The sequence below is a fragment of the Peribacillus sp. Aquil_B1 genome (assembly GCF_022603275.1).
Lineage (GTDB): Bacteria > Bacillota > Bacilli > Bacillales > DSM-1321 > Peribacillus.
Map to the genome: position 1 here is coordinate 454,186 of NZ_JAKXEE010000004.1, position 19,696 is coordinate 473,881.

Here is a 19,696-nt window from a genome sequence, read left to right on the forward strand (position 1 = left end):
AGGAACGAGGATAATGTATGAATGAAAAAAAAGAAGTTTTGCCATTAAGGAAATCTTATTGGAGTATTTTATCAATGGTTTGTGTTTTATTAGGAATTCTGTTTTGGTTTATATTCTTTTTGGTTCCTAGTCAAAATATAGGACTTGATCAAGGGTTTCCTATTTGGGCTTGGACTTTTATTATGAATCCAATTGGTCTCATCTTGGCTTGGATAGGTTCAAAATACAATAATGAATTTTCCTTGTTTGGGATTGCAGGGAATCTATTTATGACATTTAGTATATTTTTTGCTTGGTATATTGGTTATCTAGTTGAATGGCTGTCCTCCCTAATTCATTAAAAAATTTCCTAATATTTGCTGCGTACTGGTGTGAACAGGGGGAAAAGGGATCGATAACGTAAAACCCTTACCTATCTGTATCAAAATAAGTAAGGTTGTTGAGGCAGCCTTTTTCTTATGGCACTAACGGGGCAGTTTAGTTGAATAAGACAAGAAATCTATTATTAAAAAAAGAGTGATTAACAGAGATAATTTTATTAAGCTAACTTGTGCTATAGTTCAAGATGTGTGGCTGCCCCCACCATTATCAATTGAATTGAGGATGGAAATTGAAATGAAGAAAAATATGTTTAGTTTTACGTCAGCCATAGTTGGAGTTATGGCTCCATTACTTTTATTTGCTGCAATTGAAATAATTAAGTTTAGTGATATATTACTAATTAGTAGTTTGAGCCTGTATGGTATTTCTATTATATGTACGATTTTCGCTGTGATAAGGAAAGAACAACATAAAATGAAGTACATCCCATTCCTTACACTAATCCCCTTTACTCTTTATCAATTATTAATTTTATTGGTTTATTCATTAGGGAAATTCATAAATGGGTAAACTAATGGTTGCGTTAGCTAAAAATCGGAGCTGATCGGAGCTGTCTTTAAGGCAGCTTTTTCTTATGGAACTATCGGGGCAGGTTAGTTGAATAAGAACTTTTGGATAATTATAGTAAATATATGTAAGGATTAGTATCCAAAATTAGGGGGGATTCTTATGATATATGATAATCTAAATAAAACAATTACCACTAAAAGGCTAGTACTAAGACTTTTTCAAAAATCTGATGCAGTAGCTGTTACTAAACTTTGTAATAATTATAATATTTATAAAAATACATTGTACCTACCTTATCCATACTCTATAGAGGATGCTTTATCATGGATTGAGCATCATCTTAATAATTTTAATGCTAATAAATCATATGAATTTGCTATAACAGATAAGGAAAGTGGAGAATTATATGGTGCTATAGCGCTATCTAACAACCAAAAGTTTAATCATGGTGAAATAGCCTATTGGATAGGTGAAAAATTTTGGGGAAATGGATATGCTACAGAGGCAGCGCAAGCAATATTACATTTTGCATTTGAAGAAAAGCAATACCATAAAGTATTTGCTCGTTACTTTAATTCAAATCCAGCTTCTGGAAGAGTGATGCAAAAATTAGGCTTGAAAAAAGAAGGGATATTAATTGACCATGTGAGGAAAGAAAATCGATTTGAAGATCTAGTATATTATGGAATTATAAACTCAGTAGGATTATAGATTATACTGCTTATTTGTAATCGATTCCTTTTTCGTGAGGGAGATATGCTAAATCATTTGCTAAATGGTGGACCGACGGTGATTTAATGGGGTTCAACCAGAAATATCTGGCTGAACTTCTTTTACTAAAGGGTGCTGTACTTCAATAAAGAAGGTTGCTGAGGCGGCCTTTTCTTATGGTACTAAAGGGGCAGGTTAGTTCCATAAGCTCAGTGTATTCACAAAGCGCTATAACAACTGATGGAACCTTGCTAGGATTGGTTTTTAAATAGCTCAAAATTTGATAACAGTACTCTTCTAAGCCGGATTGCTTTTTTAGAGTGTTTCTATGTTTAATTTTTAAAAATTTTACAGAGATTATCCCCTTTTTCATTTAGGTAAATTTTGGTATTGTGAGGGGAGGGGTGAAGTTTTGGAAAATACAAGAAAATCGAACAAACAAGAAGCAATACCTTTGATATTGACTGTTGTTTTAGTTATAGCTGCATTACTGTTTTTTTTTATCGGCAGATCGGTACCGAATTTAGATTTAAGGATATCCATTTTTTTATTTTTTTTAATTGATATTGGATTTTTAGTGGCTTTGATTTTGGGAACCAAGGCAAAGCAATTTGGTATAAGAGTAATCAGCGTTTTATCAAATGGCCTATTTTTTATTGCTTTATCTTTTTTTACTTTTGCACTAGCTTTGGCCTATGGGCTTTCGGGACCATAAAGCAGGTTATTAGCCATAATAAATCCAAATGATTAATTTTAGGTGCTTTAGGAGCTGTCTTTAAGGCAGCTTTTTCTTATGGAACTATCGGGGCAGGTTAGTTCATTACCATAGTTTATTCGAACTGTACTGTACTTTCTTATAAAATACATTAGGCCTCTAACAATTTACTCTCTTTTCAGATAAAATAGTTGCTGATAATTTACTAATACTTTCAACTCTAAAGGGGGTATTCCCAATTAAATTTCTCCAAAAAAATGAAGTATATATTTATATAATTCTTCTAGCATTCACTACAGTTAATGGATTCTTTAATAAACCCGAAGACGAAGGAACACTAGATATTAGTATGGGTATTGCCCTTTTCATAGTTTTAATTATCAAGGTAGCATTGATTCTTTATAAAAAAAAAGATGCTGATTAAGCAGTTAGGACAAATTTTTAATCCACACAGTTTGTGTCAACTCTGTATAAGTCTTAATGAACTGACGGGTGCGTTAGCTGACGATAGGTGCTGTCTTAAAGGCAGCTCTTTCTTTATGCAACTTAAGGGGCAGGTTAGTTGACGAAGACCCTTTTGCTTTATGGTATAGTTTATTAAATTCAGTTTGTAGTTTATGGGGGAAATTTAGTGTCAAATAAGTTGAAATATGTAATGGGATTGTTTTTTGAAAAAAGAGAAAGTACTAAACGTACTAAACCATTTATACTGATTGGATATTTAATGAGAATATTAATGGGCTTAATTTTAATCTTAGTTATAATTAATGATTTTAATTTTATTTTCATAAAATATATAATTCTTTTATTAGGAATTGGTTCAATAATAGATGGATTTGAAAGTTTTTTAAAAAAGGAAAATAAGAGGCAGATGTTATTAGATTTTGGTATTGCTTTTATATGGTTCGTAGTATTTTTGGTATAGCATTTATAAGTGGCTCGTAATGTTTTTTATAGAACTAACAGGTGCTTTACTTCAATAAGAGAGTTGCTTTGGCAGCTCTTTTTGTTATGGAATTATCGGGGCAGAATAGTTAAACAAAGATTGAGACCTTGCTGATGGATTTATATATGAAGTAAAGGAGTGTCAAACTATTTAGTGCAACAAGAATTGAGTGATTGGGAGTTAGACAGATGAAAAATAAAAAAAGAAAAAAAGAAAAGCAGAACGGCTTTTTTAAAGAAATCCTAATTGAGCTTAGGGATTCAATCTTTTTTGAAGTGGCTTGGAACATCTTAATGTTTATACAAAGAATGATGATTCGCTTAATAAAGAACATTTGGTGAAGTTGTTAGTCAGAATAGAGCTAACGGTGCTTTAGCTGAAGATCAGAGCTGTCTTTAAGGCAGCTCTTTCTTTATGGAACTAATGGGGCAGGATAGTTCAATAAGAAACGCAATAAAATCTTGGTTTTATTGGTGATAATTGAACGAGCAGAATTAAATTCCAACAAAGGTAAAATTTATGGTAAAATAAGGTTTTGTTTGAGCTGGAAGGAAGGGTCGATGGAGTGTATTTAATTAATGGTAGTTTGCTTATTGGAATTGGAGTTATATGTTATTTGGATGGAAGAGGTATTTTAATAGGGTTTAAATTAAAAAAAGAAAAACAAGTATATTGGTTAAGGGAAGTTATTAATTTTCTTTTTGTTTTATACATACTTATGGTTGTTTCCGTTACACTGTTTCCATTAGCTTTATGGATTGATTTTAATATGCAAAATATTAAGTTTGGCTTAAATCTAATTCCACTTGTTGGAATTATAAATGATATTAAAAAAATAGGTATTGCATATGACGGTGATACCGTGTTTATGATTAAACTAATTATTAGAAATGTGGGTGGAAATATATTATTATTGATGCCTTTGGGTGTATTATCACCGATAATATGGAATAAATTAAAGGATTTAAAAAATATTGTACTATTCGGATTTGTTATATCAATTAGTATAGAATCTATACAATTTACTGAACTAATAGCAGGTGGTTGGGGAAGAACAGTTGATATTGATGATGTAATTTGTAATGTATTAGGTGTTATTCTTGGATACTTCATTTATAAATTTACATTTAAATTAGCCGATAAATTTCAAATCGAAATATTACAAAATTTAAACTCTGGGAATTCAAGATTGTTTGATAACGATAAAGGAACTCAATTATAAATTTTATTGAACAAACAGGTGCGTTAGCTGAAGATCGGAGCTGTCTTTAAGGCAGCTTTTTCTTATGGAACTATCGGGGCAGGATAGTTGCATAAAGAAAAAGAAATTTCGTGGTAAAATTAGTTAATTATGTAGATTAGGGAGGATATTGAATAAATGAGTAATTGGTTATACATTCTTTATGCTGTAATTTTAGGAATAGTATCTTGGTTTACCGGGGAAATAGTAACCTTTGTTATGTTGGGGGTTATTCTAATTGCTTTGAATAATATAAATTTAACTCTTAAAAAGATTTATCTTCAAAATAATGAGAGAAGTAATAACGAAGATAAATAGATGTGAAAATAATTTGTTTTAAAACTAACCGGTGCTTTACTTCATAACAGGAGCTGATCAGAAGCTCTTTTTCTTATGGAACTAAAGGGCCAAATTGTAGTCACGAGGAGGGAGTTATGGTTAAAAAGGTGAAAAAGTTTAAACTATGGGTTCCGTTGTTATTATTATTTATCAACATTATCCTAATTTCATTTTTGATTGATGAATTGATAGATGCTTCTCCACCTAATCACGGTGATTTAGCTTTTTTAACACCAATAATTGGTTTAATTTCCTTTGCATACATTAGAAAATCCATGGATAAAAATTATACGCTTTTGATATGGATTTTACAGGTGCTAAATTGTCTTTTTATTGTTTTTCCAATAGCTGTTTTTGCATTTTTTATGTTAGCTTTTATTTAGTTAACGGGTGTGACTCTTTAATAAGAATCGCTTTACTTAATGAACTAAACCAGCCAATAGTTTGTCAACATTTTTCAATAAACACTTAAAATGTTTCATGTTATACTAAATTTGCGTATGCCAAATAACCCTCCAAGGTTCTCTGTTTGGAAAGTTTTGGACTGTTTAGTTATACTTTAAAACTAGGCTAGATCTTGGAAAGTTGATTTGCTTTTTAAAAGTGCATAAATCCAATGTAAGAATTTATTGGCACATGCTATCACCGCTACTTTAAAGGGCTTTCCTTCCTCACGTTTCTTATCATAAAACTCTCGTAATCTCTTGTTACGAGGAATGATTTCATCTGTCGTTTTCTTTTTGCGACAATCACGAATGGCACATTTTACAGCCATATACAAGGCGTGTCGTAGCCTACTAGAACCTCTTTTGGTAATCCGATTTAAAGTACCTTTGAATGTACCAGATTCAAAAACACTTGGATCGATTCCGGCAAATGCAACCAGTTTCTTAGGGTGATTAAACCGATCAATTTCCCCAATTTCAGAAATTATCGTGGCAGCGATTTTTTCACCGATACCAGGGATCGATTGGATAATCTTACATTCTTCAATACCTTTTGCTAAAGCATCTATCTCATCTTCAAGCTTGGATAGATGCTTTTTGTATTCAAGAAGCATATTAATATACATATCCAGGCTTAAGGTCAGACTATGATATAAGTTTTTCTGAAATGGATTTTGAGCTGCGGCGGCCATCAATTTTTCTGCCTGACTGTCTGCCCATTTTTGCGAACGACTTTTACATAATTCCTTTATTTTTTTGGCGACTGTCTCTTCACCAGTATCCAGGATTTTTTGTGATGTAGGAAATGTTTGTAAGGTTAGTAGAGAAACATATGAATGTAAGTCACCAAAAACCCCACGGTATTCAGGAAACACTTGATCCAGAATTGCTTGAAATTGTAATTTAGTTTGTACAAACAGGCCTGTAATATTTTCGTGTTGTCTTGTAAGGTTACGTAAGTTTAAGAGTTGGATTCCTCGCTGTTTATACGGCTCTAAGTCCTCTTTATAATACAGCTCGCAGAGATGACGAGCGTCAATAACATCTGTCTTTACCTTGCGTAAACTAGAACTCTTAGCTCGATACGATATGAGTGGATTTACGATAATCAATAAGTACCCTATATCCTCGAAAAACTGGACAACTGGTGTATGATAATGTCCAGTGGATTCTAATACAATGGGGGGCCGTCCCCCGGATACATTTTCTACTTCTCTAATAAAGTCTAGGAGAATAGCTAACCCTTCAAGAGTATGTGCTACTTTAAAGCTTTTTTTGTAAGGCTGCTTTTTATCCAAGAAAGCTTGAACCTGACTTTCCCCTTTTGCCACATCCAGACCAACAACTGGATTCATAAATTATCTCCTCCTAATATAAAGTCACCGGTACCCCATTTCCTTCTTGTAGTATCATAGCTTCGCTTGTTATACGAGATCATAGTCCCAACCAGCCTCAATCATGTTTCTACAAGTAGGGGGCGAACTGTTTAGTTGACGGGATCAAATCCCACGGGTGCGGACGTTCTACCCCGGCTACGGTTATCATATATCGATATAAAAAATGGTCAACCAGAAATATTTTCTGGATGACCTTATAATACGAACGGGTGCGTTAGCTGAAGATCAGAGCTGTCTTTTAGGCAGCTTTTTTCTTATGGCACTAAAGGGGCAGGATAGTTCAAGAGTACATAAGGAGTTGTTCAACAATTGGGCCAGATTGCGAAGGAAGAATTGCTGACTTTACAAAAGGTAAATAGTTAAGAATAAATAGTGGTGAACGGAAAAGAAGGCGCTTTTAAGTGGAGCTATTATTTGGAAATTAATGCGTGAGTTTGGAACCAATGCCCATTTCAAACGTAAGTAATGTAAAAGACTTAAGGTTGGGAGGCATAAGTATGAGGCAGCTTTATATAAAGCAGAAGGTATTCAGTCTTAGCGGGAAATTTACAGTAAAGGATCAGCAGGAGGAGGATATATATTACGTGGAGGGAAGTTTTATGCAAGTTCCAAAGACTTTCTCCATTATGAATACAGCAAGAGATGAAGTAGCACTCATTACGAAAAAGGTGTTAAGCTTTTTACCAAAGTTTTTGGTTGAGGTGAATGGTCGAGAGGTATTAACAATAAAGAAGGAATTTTCCTTCTTTAAAGCACGATATACAATTGATGCGGCAGGCATTGAAGTACATGGAAATTGGTGGGATATGGATTTTCAAGTTTTACAGCATGGTAAAATCGTAGGTGAAGTGGGCAAGGAGTGGTTCACTTGGGGCGATAGCTACAAGGTTCAAATAATTGATGAAGAGATGGAAACCATTATTATTGCACTCGTTGTTGCAATTGATTGTGTGAAGGCTGATCAAGCAGCTGCTTCCTCAGCAGCGTCGATTTAAAGTAGAGTGTAAAATTAAAAGGCCAACAGTTTTTAAAAAGTCACTGCTTGAATAGGTGCGGCGAACCGTATCATAAATACAAGGCCACTTCGTACCAAGGTTTTATATTCGTTCTTCAGTAATCGAGCGTGATTCTTGAATATGGTTCGCTTTTCTTATAGAACTAACAGTCTGAAGATCGGAGCTGTCTTAATGGCAGCTTTTTCTTTATGCCTATTGGGGCAGGTTAGTTTAATAAGAGGTATAAGTTTATAAAAGCTCACAGGTGGTGGGAAGATGACTTTAAAAGAGTTTATTGAGTTCCAAGAAGGTATAGCAATCGGGGAAGAATACTCATTTATATATCAAAATGAAGAATATTGGATAAGCCAAAATCCAGGTTCATATTATCTAACCCGAGTCAGAGGTGCCTATACTCAAGAGTTTAAAACTTCTGAGGCTCTTTTTAAATATGGAACAATCGAAGAAAAACTACTTTCAGAAATTTATATGGATTTTGAGTGGTAAAAAAATCGTTGATATATTCTTGTTGAACTAACGGGTGCGTTAGCTGAAGAGCGGAGCTGTCTCTAAGGCAGCTTTTTCTTATGGAGTTATAGGGGCAGATTAGTTCAACAAGGGTAATTCATAATTTGTATAGAATATGTAGTGTAGGTTCATTTGAATTGAATGAGGTGGCTATCATAAAGAAAATTCTTAGTTTATTGTTTTTGTCTATATTGTTAATTGGTATAGTTGCTTGTAATAAAGATGTCGTCAAAGAAAACGGTGAGGAAAAAGAAGGAAAATCCGTTAAAGAGGAAAATGTGGTCAAAGAAGAAGAGGCAGAAAAATTATTTAAAGATTATAGTACAGAACTATATACGGTTAAAGATCCATCCAATCCCCCGAAATTTGATGAAATCGCTGAAAAGATTAAAGGATATTTAACCGAAGATCAATATAATGCTGAAATCGCTAACCGTAAATTTCAAATACCAGAATTGGTATCCAAGCAAATTAATAAAAGTATTGAAGTACAAGATGTGAAACTTAAAGAACAAAGTAAAAATGATGATGGCACAATCGATTACTTATATACAACGACATTTAAAGTTTATGACAAGAGCTCATCTAAAATGTATGAGAAAAAAGGAGAACTAACCCTATCCACCAGCAATAATGAATTAAAAATCGATCGCGAGTGGAGTAGGGGGGTAAAAATTGACGGTCTAGAACAAGGTGGGCTTTAAGAGCTTTTAGAACTAACGGGCCATGGCTGAAGATCGGAGTTGTCTTCAAGGCAGCTCTTTCTTTGTGCAACTAACGGGTGCTTGGCAAGCCTTTTTTTCCTATGGAACTAAAGGAGCAGGATGGTTGTAAAGTGCTGTTTGATTTTTAATTGGGCCTATTCTGGAGTAACTGATTGTGCAAATGATCAAAATATGAAATAAATGTTCTTAAGCTAAATGGCTGCAAGTAACTCCATACTTTTTTCGGCTAATGGATTCCTTTCCGGAATATCCATGCTGCATGTATATTCCAGGGCACGAGCGTTCCGCACACTACTAGTAAAAAATTTTAAAAGAATTTATGGATTTGAATTTGTTGCCATACAATTTTATAATTGTATGATTAATGATTGTATGAAAAAGGATGAGGAATGTGCCGATTAATTCGTTTGAGGATTATCCAATGACATGGAAGCCGACAATAAATCGAGAAGACAGACCGATTTATCAGGCATTAGCTAAGCAGTTAGAATATGACATTATAGAGGGGCGCTTAGTGCCTGGCACGAAACTTCCACCACAAAGGGAGTTAGCGGATTACTTAGAAGTGAATCTAAGTACGATTTCGAAAGCTTTTAAAGTATCTGAGTTAAAAGGACTTGTCAGTGCGACCATTGGTAGCGGCACTTATGTTTCGTATGATGCAATTTCGAACGCTTATTTGCTTGCAGAAGAAAAGCCAAAGCATTTAATTGAAATGGGAGCAATTTTACCAGACCGTGTGTCGTATGGACCTTTATTTGACTTATTGCAATCGATGTTACAAGAATCAGATTGTGCGAGATGGTTTGGTTACAGTCGGCCAGGCGATGCGATTTGGCAAAAAGATGCCGGCGTCAAATTATTGAAATTTGCCGGTTTTGAAACGACTAGAGAGCATATCTTACTTGCTACTGGCGGACAAAATGCCATCACAGCAACACTTGCAGGCCTTTGTCAGCATGGAGATCGAATTGGTGTAGATCACCATACATATCCAGGCTTAAAGACAGCAGCCGCAATGCTGGGAATTCAGCTTGTACCAATTCGTTCAGAATCTGATGAAATGAGTCCTGAAGCACTGCTTTATGCATGTAAAAATGAAAATATTAAAGGATTATATATTATTCCAGATTATCAGAATCCGATGACATATACGATGAGCGTTGAAACTCGTAAGGCTATTGCTGAGATTGCTGTAAAGTATAATTTATTTATTATTGAAGATGGAGCGTACCATTTAATCCAAGAAAAAGTGTTGCCGGCTGTAGCGACATATGCCCCTGAGCATACGATTTATATAGCGAGTTTATCGAAATCGATGGCACCTGGACTCCGTCTTGCTTATGTGGCAGTTCCTTTAAAATACCTGGATTCTACTCGAAAGGCTCTTTATAATTTAAATATTTCCGTATCGCCACTACTTGCAGAGTTAGCATCTCGAGTAATTGTATCGAATCAGTTTGAAAACATTGTTGCATTTCATAAAGAGGAAACAAAAGCTCGCAATCAGTTGGTTAATCGCTATTTAGGTAAAGAGAACTGTTTAGGTGAGGAAACAGGGATTTTTCATTGGTTACATCTGCCGCATCAGTATACAGGTGACCAATTTGAACAACTAGCTGCAGCACAAGGTGTACAGGTATATAGTGGAGGGCGATTTGCGGTAGGTAATGTCGCACCAGCAAATGCCGTACGTGTGGGGATTTGTGCTCCAGAAACGAGAGAGGAACTTGAAAAGGCTCTTATTATACTTAGAAAAATAATTGAAAAGTAAAATAAATATTGTTTGCCATACAATAATTATATTGTATGGCTTTTTTTTAACGTGTTATGATAGTTCAAACTTAGTTGGGGATAAAGAAAATATTAATTTTGTGTCATACGCCTATCTTTGGAAAAAGTCTATTATAAAAAAACTGAATATTCCAACAAAAATAGAAGCGGCTAGGTAAAAAATTCAATGTTAAAGGAAGGAATGTTTACAAATGGAAAATAAATTTGCTGAGCGGGCCTGTCTAGTTAATTCTTCTGAGACTCGTGAAATATTAAAAGTAACAGAAAGGCCGGAAGTCATTTCTTTTGCAGGAGGACTTCCAGCTCCGGAGCTGTTTCCAGTGGAAGCCCTTAAAGTTGCGTGCAATGTCGTATTGAATGAAGAGGGCGCGGCTTCTCTCCAATATAGTACTACTGAAGGCTATGGTCCGTTGAGAGAAGCTATCTGTCAAAGGATGAAAACCATTGGGATTAACTCTGCTATTAACAATGTTCTTATCACTTCAGGGTCCCAGCAAGCGATAGATCTTACTGGAAGGCTATTTATTAACGAAGGAGATACCATTATTTGTGAAAGCCCAACCTATCTTGCAGCAATTAATGCATTTAAATCATACAATGCAAACTTTGTGGAGGTAGCTATGGACAATGATGGGATAATAATGGAAGAGCTGGAGAGGAAACTGCAAGAGCATCCAAGGGCAAAATTCATCTATACTATTCCCGATTTCCAGAACCCTACAGGTCGTACATTAACACTTCAAAGACGTAAAAGAATGATCGAACTTGCTAATCAATACGATGTACTCATTGTAGAAGATAATCCTTATGGAGCTATAAGGTTTGCTGGAGAGGGAATCCCGCCAGTGAAACATTTTGACACGGAGAACAGAGTAATTTATATGAGCACGTTCTCTAAAATTTTCACTCCAGGCATGCGAATTGGATGGATTTGTGCAGATCAATCGTTTATTGATAAGTACGTGGCTTTCAAGCAAACAGCTGATTTACATACCGACAGCTTTGCTCAAAGGATTACAGCAAAGTATATGGAACTTTACGATATGGAAGAGCATATTAAAAAAATCAAAGCAGTATATAAATCAAGATGTACAAAAATGTTAAAATGCATAAAAGAATTCTTTCCGGAAAATTTGTCTTACAGTAAGCCAGAAGGTGGTTTATTTATTTGGGTTGAGCTCCCAGAGGGGGGTGATTCCAAACATATATTTACAGAGTGCTTGAAAAATAATGTTGCTTGTGTTCCTGGTGTTCCATTCTTTCCAAATGGCACACAGAAGAACACTCTACGTTTAAATTACTCGAATATGCCTGAAGACCAAATCATTGAAGGCATGAAGCGTATGGGTGATGTATTACATCGTGAATTAATAAAGAGACAATATGTTTGTAACTAAAGGAAACAAAAAATAATTAAATCAAACACCAAAGCCATTTATAAATATAGTTACCTTCTATATGTTTAATGAAAGCACTATTCTTAAAAATATCCAATTCAAAAATTAAGATTGTTATATTGAATAATCAGGAGGCTTATTATGCCAATATCATTTATAAATCCATATATTACAAAGCCCGTTTCGACATCACCACCACCACCGTTTACTCCTTTATATACGCTTATTTATAAAACAGATTAAGAATCTGCGAAATATATAAGCTGTTTCGCAGATTCGAAGGAGTAGACGATGAAATCTAAAATTCAGTTTATATTATCAATGATTATTTTCGGTACAATGGGTTTAGTTGTGAAATACATTGATTTATCTTCGAGTGAAACAGCTTTTCTAAGCAGTTCAATTGGGTGTCTATTTTTAGTGTTTGTATTTTTCATTATGAAGAAATCCATTCCATGGAAATTAGCGAAAGTTAATGCTTCTACCCTTTTTCTTTCTGCGATTGCATTGGGAGGGAATTGGATTTTTCTTTATCAATCCTACGATCATACTACACTTGCTAATGCAACACTTGGGTATTATTTTGCGCCAGTATTTGTCATGGTTCTCTCGCCATTTGTACTTAAGGAACTTTTACCAATTAAAAAAATTGCTTGTATTGGTGTAGCGATATTAGGCATGTTGTTGATTATTGGAAACGGCATTAGCGCCTCTGGTAAAGATGATCTACTTGGTATCCTTTTCGGGTTAGTTGCGGCTGCATTTTACGCAGCCTTAATGTTATTAAATAAATTCATTCAAAACATGGGCATGTTAGAGATTACAATCATTCAACTTGGAACAACTGCTTTCCTTCTCTTTCCTTATGTAATATTCACTGAGGGACTTGGTATCTTGGAAGTCTCAAGATCTTCCATTCCTTTCATAATAGTCTTAGGCGTTGTTAACACTGGTATTGGCTTTTGGTTATTTTTTTCCGGTATGCTAAAGTTAAAGGGACAAAGTATTGCTATGCTAAGCTATGTAGATCCTTTTGTAGCTATACTGATTTCCGCTGTAATCTTACAAGAAAAAATGACAATTGTTCAAATCATAGGTGGCACATTCCTTTTAGGTTCAACTTTTATTAGTGAAAATAATTCAATTAATTTTCGAAAAAGATACATAAGGACTTTAACAAAATAAAGAAACGGGGCAGTGAGGGGGAATTCCTCACTGCTTTTTACTATATTCCAAGCAAAAATTTTATGTTTTGTTAATCACCCTACTCGCACAGTTTGTGTCACTCTACAATAAGTCTTAATGAACTAACAGGTACGTTAGCTGAAAGATCAGAGCTGTCTTTAAGGCAGCCTTTTAATATAAAACTAAAGGGGCAGGTTAGTCCAACAAGGATATAAAAAGCTTTATGAATGAAGGACGGAAAATCACTGTCTCCTATATAGGTTACCTGTCCTGCAATATGCAGGAATATGGTTTTTCAAATATAAAACCTAATTATTTTATATAGTTGATTCAGTCAACTATATGCATTATACTATCATTAGTTTAAAGTTTCTGAATATTAAGGAGAATGTCTATGGAATCAAATAATTATGTAGAAAAAATTCGAAAATTCAACCGGTATTATGCAAATGTTCTGGGCAAAATTGATCAAGAAATTTATAATCGACCTTTTCCATTAACAGAGGCACGGGTAATAACAGAAATTAATTACAGAAATGGTTGTACTGCAACTGAAGTTAGAGAAAACCTAGGAATTGACCGAGGCTATATGAGCCGAATTGTCCAACGATTTGAGGATGAAAATATCATCATAAAAAAACAGTCAACAGAGGATAAACGACAGTATTCACTCTATCTCACCGAATATGGAGAAAATATTTACAATGACTTAGTTGAAAATGCAAATCGCGGAGTAGATAAAATGATTGATCATTTATCAAAAGGTGATCTGTCTAAGCTAGTCACATCCATGGAAAGAATCGAATCCATTTACTCGGAAGAACGTTCTTCCCATTCAGAAGCCTTAATTCGACCATTTCAACCCGGAGATGTAGGATACGTCGCATACCTTCATGGAAATTTATACGATAAGACATATAAGTTCGGACAGATGTTTGAGTATTACGTCATGAAAGGTTTAACAGAATTTTTGATTGATACCGATGGGGGAGAGCTTTGGATTGCGGAAGTGAATGGCGAAATAGTCGGTTCGATCGCAATTACGAAGTTCAGCGATACAGTAGCACAGCTAAAATGGTTTATTTTAAATGAAAATTATCAAGGCATGGGTATAGGAAAAAAACTTATGGAGACTGCCCTCAACTTTAGTAAAGAACAAAATTATCAGCATGTGTTCTTATGGACGGTAAGCACGTTAGAAACGGCTCGCCATCTTTATAAAAAATATAATTTTAGACTAACTGAAGAAAAAACGAATGATGAATGGACTACAGCTAAATTAATCGAAGAACGATGGGATCTCATTCTTTACGAAGAAAACCAAACAAAGTAAAGGAAAAAACCAAAAATAGAAAAAGAAAAGGGATGTTGGATTCAATACCTATGGGGATAAGCTTAATCGATTTTGGAAGTGTTTTTTGGGTGATGTCGATTCAAATAAGCTTATCTCCTATTGAAAATGTTTTTCTTTTGCATGTTCGGCACAACTATTTGTTCTTCCCATGATAGCCGAAAACTCGTGCATCTCTGCAATGGTTTTAACAAATACAAATCATTCAATGGCATTTTAATTCATTCAGCTTCCATGTATGATGGTTGCATGTCCCTATTTAGAAAAAGGATTAGTTATAATGACAAATACTGATTTAGGTGTCCATCAATTGAAAGGGATCATTGGTGAAATATATGATTCCTGCGCTTCTGGATTGTGAAGAAATGTAATTAAACTAACGGGTGCGTTAGTTGATTAAGGAAGACAAAAAAGATCAACGTTTTTATAAAAGAATAATCCAATAGTATAATGGCATGTTTTGATAATCTTTTTCAAAACATGCCCTTTCTATTTATTTATTAAAGTTTTTTGTTTAGGTACTCTAAATAATCCTAGTGCTTTTCTAGTTCAATTAGATTAAGATGGATTAGTTAATATTTACTACATGAGAGAAAATGGGGAAAAATTGTTATGAGAAATTATTTTATTTTAGCAGCAAGTGTTATCTCAATTGGATTGCTTGGTGCATGTATGCAAGAAGAAAAAGCAGTAGATAAAAAGGCTCCAGTCGAAGAAAGTGCACATGCTGAGGAAACGACAGATGTTGAAGAGCTCTCTTCAGAAGAAGTAAACGAAACTAAATCTATTTATACGGTGGACAGTTATATAAAGTCAGTCGAAGAAAACCTTGATGCAAAATCGGAAATATTAATCAGTAATATAAAGGAGTTACATAAATACACCATTTACTCTAAAGTGGAATTATTGGATTTTGTAGCATTTGTAGAAGATCCTTCCGAGTTTAACTTATCCATTACTATGTTCTCAATGGATAGACAAGCTAATGAAGTCTTTAACGAGAGTAAGGATTCTTCTATCTTTGCAGGTAGTCTGAGTATGATTGAAAATGTAAGATACACCCACCTTTTAGGTAATCAAACAGATGACTTTTGGGATTTCTACGAAAAAAATGAAGAGGAACTTAACCTTGCAGAAAAACAAGCGTTTGCTACTTGGGTCGCAGATTGCTGGAAAAAAGCGGATGGACAAGCAATCACATTGCCAGCCTACTTTTCTCTTCACGATGATTATGAATCCTTTGATTTAAAGAAAAATCAGTGGGTTACAGATGATGAGAAATGGTCTTATTGATACATTAACGGAGGGGCCTTTATCCTCATTGCTCCTCATATGAGTAAAGACCTTCAATTGAAGGTCTTTTTTGTTAGTACATTGGTTACATAGTAAACCTGCAATAGATAAATATACTATTCTTGTTCAACTAACGGGTGCGTTAGCTAAAGATCAGAGCTGTCTTTAAGGCAGCTTTTTCTTATGGAACTAAAGGGCAGGTTAAGGACTATGATAAAATTACAAATAAACAATGTACATAGAAACCAATAAAGGTTTTAATCCAAGGAGATTTTTATGAATAATCACTGCTGCGAAACTATGAAAGACCAAGTTAATATGCTGGGTAGTTCATAAAGCATAGTTTGTTCCAATTCCAAGTCTACAATTTTAAAATAATTGTGCTTCCATATTATAATACTTCTTTAAAATATCATTAATCATCTGTACGTTTCCATCTTCATTCTGAGCTTCCTTCGAAAATTCCTCACTGCAGTTATTCTTTCTTAGCTTAAATCCTGTATAAGTAATATCTATATTATCCTCTAGAGTGGTTCCACCTGTTCCAAATGTACTTACACACTTATCATCTATAGGTGTTCGATGTCCTTTATCATTAACATAGAAGTATTTGTCTGTTACTGTACCGTAGTCCAAGTCCTTGGTCCGGGTCGCATAATAGCCCTTTTCATTGATTTTATGCACCTCATAGCCATCTTCTTTCTCAACTTCAGGAGCTCCTTTAACATTGTAAAAGACAAAAACATCTCCTTCATATCCTTCAGGTATTAAATATATATCATTTGTCTTTCCTTCTTCACTCAGCACTAACGAAATGATTATTCCCATTCCAATTGTAACCCCTAAACTTACAATCACCTTACCCCATTTTGGTAAACGCCTATTCTTACGTAACGATGAATACACTACAAAAGAACCTACACTGAGTATAATCAACACAGGAGTTAAATAAACCAAACCGTAAATAAAACTTTCAACTATAGTAGGATAATATACATCCGGATCTCTATCTAAATATGGAGTATAGAACATTATTGATCCAATAATAGAGATAATGAAGGATAAAATCACTGCTGCTACTATCACCTTTAATACATTCACAACTAAATCATCTTCTCCTCATAACACGTAATAAAAACACCTTAATTTTAACAAACTAAGATCTGGAAGAATACTCCTACTGATAATAATATAAAGAGGAATCCATTTAGAATCCTCATAATATAAAACTTATATGTGCTTTACTTCACTGCCAGGATCTGATTAACAGCTCCTTTTTTATGGAACTAAAGGGACAGGATCGTTCATTAAGAGTAATTTTCTTAGTTGGGAAAAATTGTTATAATTAAGTTTCATATTTGTTAGGAAGGTTGTTGTTAAGGTGGAGAATATTTATAGATCTAAAAAGGCAGTATTGAGTATAGCTTTGGGTATTATTTGTATAGCTATCTTTATAAATCTATTAAAGAAAGATTTATGGGATGTAAACGAAGGGTTGTTAAAAGAAGAAGTGTTATCAATTGGGCATTCCGTTGAAACAATAAATTTATTAGAAGTAACACCGTTTGACTGGGATGTAGTATATTCCTTTCCACCATATACCCCGAAAGGTGCTATATATGAAACGGTAGGTTATAAATGGGATACGATTAGCGAAACTGTAAATGAAGGAATGAACCAAATTGTATTTTTAAAAGATGGAAAAGTGGTCTGCTATTTATATGGTTATCCTGAGAATAATGGATATGGCATATCTTTTGAATTGGAGAATAATAAAGATGTTGGTTATATGCTTAATAGTAAGGATGATTTAAATTTTCAAGTAGAACGAAGAAACAATGTTGTTTTCTTCAATAAGTGAGGTTGCTGCGGCAACCTTTTTTCTTGCAGAAATGACGAACGATAAAAACGAAAGACATAAAACCCCTTAAGACCCTTAAGGAAATTCACTTTAGGTAAGCTAGATTTGTATAGCGTAGTCATTCGATCGTATGAGGTCTTCTTCATGTGGTAGTTTATTTTCTTAATTTAATGGACAAATTAGTATAAGTTGAAATTGTTCAAATGGACGTTAAAAATTAGATATATGTTTGTCAAAAAATCTATAGAAGTTGGGGAGAAATGAATAGTAAAATAGAGAACTTAACAAAACGACTATCTGCTGCTCAAATCATTGTTTTTTATTACCTGGTAGCTGTAGGGGTTTCAACCATTTTATTGCTGCTTCCCATTACTCAAACGCAAAATGCAGACCTTTCATTTGTTGATGGAGTATTCATTTCTATTAGTGCGGTAACTGTAACAGGATTATCTACGGCAGATGTAAGCCAGCTGCTTAGTGTACCCGGTACGTTTATTTTTACAATCATCCTCCAGTTTGGTGGAATTGGGGTAATGGCTTTCGGAACCATACTATGGCTTGTATCAGGAAAGAAAATAGGACTCAGGGCAAGAATACTCATGACGACAGAACAAAACAGCCCCACTTTTTCCGGGATTGTTCGGTTCATACGAATGATTTTCTTTTTCTTTGTCATGATTGAGCTAGGAGGGGCTGTTGTCTTCGGTACATATTTTTTGAAGTATTTTCCAACATGGCAAGAGGCTTATTTGCAGGGTTTCTTCGCCTCTGTGTCAGCTACGACAAATGCCGGCTTTGATATCACAGGAAAATCATTGATTCCGTTCGCAGACGATTATTTTGTCCTGACCCTAAATATAGTACTCTTCATTATCGGATCCCTTGGCTTTCCTGTTTTAATGGAGGTAAGTCAGTGGCTCAGGCATAAGGGAAGGACGCCATTCCGGTTCAGCTTGTTCACAAAAATTACAACCGTAACTTTTTTCATACTGATCGTCATTGGAGCCATTTTCATCTATCTGTTTGAGTACAGTACTTTCTATTCAGAAATGTCTTGGCATCAATCCTTTGTCCATTCTTTGTTTTATTCGATATCTTCAAGGACTGGTGGAATGGCAATCAGCGACGTCAACCACTTTTCAGTACCTACCATATTGTTGCTGAGTATTTTTATGTTCATAGGGGCATCCCCCAGCAGTGCTGGGGGTGGGATAAGAACCACCACGTTTGCTGTGATGCTGCTTACCATTTACAACTATGCGAAAGGGAACAGAACAATAAAAATATTCAAAAGGGAAATAGATGAGCAAGATATCATCAAGTCATTCATCGTTTTCACAACAGGCGTGATACTGTGCAGTGTGGCAGTTGTCATGCTTGAATACCTTGAATCTGACTTTTCCCTATTGGAAATTTTATTCGAAGTTTCCTCTGCGTTTGGCACCGTAGGCCTTTCACTTGGCATTACACCGGAATTGAGTACTGCCGGGAAGGTCGTCATCATGACTTTAATGTTTATAGGGAAAATCGGGATGTTTACCTTCTTATTCAGTATGGGGGGCAAACCAGTTCAACATGCGTACCACTATCCAAAAGAGCGCATCATTATAGGATAAAAAATGTACGACTGCAAAGGTAATCCATTAAAAAAGGATAAAAACGTAATCAACATACAAAAGTGCAATAATTGTATTGAAAATCTTTTCTCCTTCAACTTTCCTCCACTTATATTAAATAAGCAGCAAAAAGGATCTTTCAATTTGAAGATCCTTTTTTTATACCGATAACAATTGATTATGTTAACCATCCACTTGCAAAAAAGGTTTTAGTTACATTGATGGCTACCTTTTAGCACGTGTTTATTTAAACAGAGCGAAAAACC

General features: G+C 34.6%; 20 protein-coding genes and 1 pseudogene. 19 read left to right on the forward strand and 2 right to left on the reverse strand.

Going from position 1 to position 19,696, the window contains the following annotated elements; genetic code table 11:
* Positions 1–17 precede the first annotated feature (17 nt).
* The 8 genes from MPH60_RS23485 to MPH60_RS23520 all read left to right on the forward strand — a co-directional run bounded on the left by MPH60_RS23485 (position 18) and on the right by MPH60_RS23520 (position 5,225).
* Positions 18–341: a hypothetical protein gene (locus MPH60_RS23485; RefSeq protein ID WP_241594754.1), complete on the forward strand. Its 324-nt coding sequence runs from the start codon at positions 18–20 to the stop codon at positions 339–341.
* 709 nt (positions 342–1,050) lie between these two features.
* Positions 1,051–1,602, forward strand: a complete 552-nt coding sequence (locus MPH60_RS23490; RefSeq protein WP_241594848.1) for a GNAT family N-acetyltransferase — start codon at positions 1,051–1,053, stop codon at positions 1,600–1,602.
* A gap of 412 nt (positions 1,603–2,014) precedes the next feature.
* Positions 2,015–2,317: a hypothetical protein gene (locus MPH60_RS23495; RefSeq protein ID WP_241594849.1), complete on the forward strand. Its 303-nt coding sequence runs from the start codon at positions 2,015–2,017 to the stop codon at positions 2,315–2,317.
* Positions 2,318–2,948: 631 nt separating this feature from the next.
* Positions 2,949–3,242 carry a hypothetical protein gene (locus tag MPH60_RS23500; protein ID WP_241594850.1) on the forward strand — a complete coding sequence of 98 codons (294 nt, stop codon included), beginning with the start codon at positions 2,949–2,951 and terminating at the stop codon, positions 3,240–3,242.
* A gap of 209 nt (positions 3,243–3,451) precedes the next feature.
* Positions 3,452–3,604 (forward strand): hypothetical protein, encoded by a 153-nt coding sequence (locus MPH60_RS23505; RefSeq protein WP_241594851.1) that lies wholly within the window; start codon positions 3,452–3,454, stop codon positions 3,602–3,604.
* Positions 3,605–3,828: 224 nt separating this feature from the next.
* Positions 3,829–4,485, forward strand: a complete 657-nt coding sequence (locus MPH60_RS23510) for a VanZ family protein (protein ID WP_241615867.1) — start codon at positions 3,829–3,831, stop codon at positions 4,483–4,485.
* 156 nt (positions 4,486–4,641) lie between these two features.
* Positions 4,642–4,821, forward strand: coding sequence for a hypothetical protein (locus tag MPH60_RS23515; RefSeq protein WP_241594863.1), 180 nt, complete (start codon positions 4,642–4,644; stop codon positions 4,819–4,821).
* A gap of 116 nt (positions 4,822–4,937) precedes the next feature.
* Positions 4,938–5,225: a hypothetical protein gene (locus MPH60_RS23520; RefSeq protein WP_241594864.1), complete on the forward strand. Its 288-nt coding sequence runs from the start codon at positions 4,938–4,940 to the stop codon at positions 5,223–5,225.
* A 182-nt stretch (positions 5,226–5,407) separates the two neighbouring features.
* Here the strand turns inward: MPH60_RS23520 and MPH60_RS23525 are convergent, their stop codons facing one another.
* Positions 5,408–6,643 carry an IS110 family transposase gene (locus tag MPH60_RS23525; RefSeq protein WP_202317492.1) on the reverse strand — a complete coding sequence of 412 codons (1,236 nt, stop codon included), beginning with the start codon at positions 6,641–6,643 and terminating at the stop codon, positions 5,408–5,410.
* A 539-nt stretch (positions 6,644–7,182) separates the two neighbouring features.
* Here MPH60_RS23525 and MPH60_RS23530 point away from each other — a divergent pair.
* From MPH60_RS23530 to MPH60_RS23570, 9 genes and pseudogenes are all read left to right on the forward strand, one after another.
* Positions 7,183–7,680, forward strand: a complete 498-nt coding sequence (locus MPH60_RS23530) for an LURP-one-related/scramblase family protein (protein ID WP_241594037.1) — start codon at positions 7,183–7,185, stop codon at positions 7,678–7,680.
* A gap of 276 nt (positions 7,681–7,956) precedes the next feature.
* A complete protein-coding gene (locus tag MPH60_RS23535; RefSeq protein WP_241594038.1) occupies positions 7,957–8,187 on the forward strand; it encodes a hypothetical protein in 231 nt (76 codons plus the stop codon).
* A 158-nt stretch (positions 8,188–8,345) separates the two neighbouring features.
* Positions 8,346–8,912, forward strand: a complete 567-nt coding sequence (locus MPH60_RS23540; protein ID WP_241594039.1) for a hypothetical protein — start codon at positions 8,346–8,348, stop codon at positions 8,910–8,912.
* Between the two features lie 412 nt (positions 8,913–9,324).
* Entirely contained in the window at positions 9,325–10,707 is a 1,383-nt protein-coding gene (locus MPH60_RS23545; protein ID WP_241594041.1) for an aminotransferase-like domain-containing protein, read from the forward strand.
* Positions 10,708–10,918: 211 nt separating this feature from the next.
* Positions 10,919–12,124 (forward strand): aminotransferase-like domain-containing protein, encoded by a 1,206-nt coding sequence (locus MPH60_RS23550; RefSeq protein WP_241594043.1) that lies wholly within the window; start codon positions 10,919–10,921, stop codon positions 12,122–12,124.
* A 291-nt stretch (positions 12,125–12,415) separates the two neighbouring features.
* Positions 12,416–13,309, forward strand: coding sequence for a DMT family transporter (locus MPH60_RS23555; protein WP_241594045.1), 894 nt, complete (start codon positions 12,416–12,418; stop codon positions 13,307–13,309).
* 394 nt (positions 13,310–13,703) lie between these two features.
* The gene (locus MPH60_RS23560; RefSeq protein ID WP_241594046.1) at positions 13,704–14,642 is read left to right on the forward strand and encodes a bifunctional helix-turn-helix transcriptional regulator/GNAT family N-acetyltransferase; all 939 of its coding nucleotides are present in this window, start codon (positions 13,704–13,706) and stop codon (positions 14,640–14,642) included.
* A 253-nt stretch (positions 14,643–14,895) separates the two neighbouring features.
* Positions 14,896–15,021, forward strand: a pseudogene (locus MPH60_RS23565) (serine hydrolase domain-containing protein); the annotation flags it as partial.
* Between the two features lie 251 nt (positions 15,022–15,272).
* Positions 15,273–15,953, forward strand: a complete 681-nt coding sequence (locus MPH60_RS23570; protein ID WP_241594048.1) for a hypothetical protein — start codon at positions 15,273–15,275, stop codon at positions 15,951–15,953.
* A gap of 369 nt (positions 15,954–16,322) precedes the next feature.
* Here the strand turns inward: MPH60_RS23570 and MPH60_RS23575 are convergent, their stop codons facing one another.
* Positions 16,323–17,054, reverse strand: coding sequence for a DUF6843 domain-containing protein (locus tag MPH60_RS23575; protein WP_241594050.1), 732 nt, complete (start codon positions 17,052–17,054; stop codon positions 16,323–16,325).
* Between the two features lie 280 nt (positions 17,055–17,334).
* Between MPH60_RS23575 and MPH60_RS23580 the strand changes: the two genes are divergently transcribed.
* Positions 17,335–17,814, forward strand: coding sequence for a hypothetical protein (locus MPH60_RS23580; protein ID WP_241594052.1), 480 nt, complete (start codon positions 17,335–17,337; stop codon positions 17,812–17,814).
* Between the two features lie 260 nt (positions 17,815–18,074).
* Positions 18,075–19,430 (forward strand): TrkH family potassium uptake protein, encoded by a 1,356-nt coding sequence (locus tag MPH60_RS23585; protein ID WP_241594054.1) that lies wholly within the window; start codon positions 18,075–18,077, stop codon positions 19,428–19,430.
* Positions 19,431–19,696: the final 266 nt, after the last annotated feature.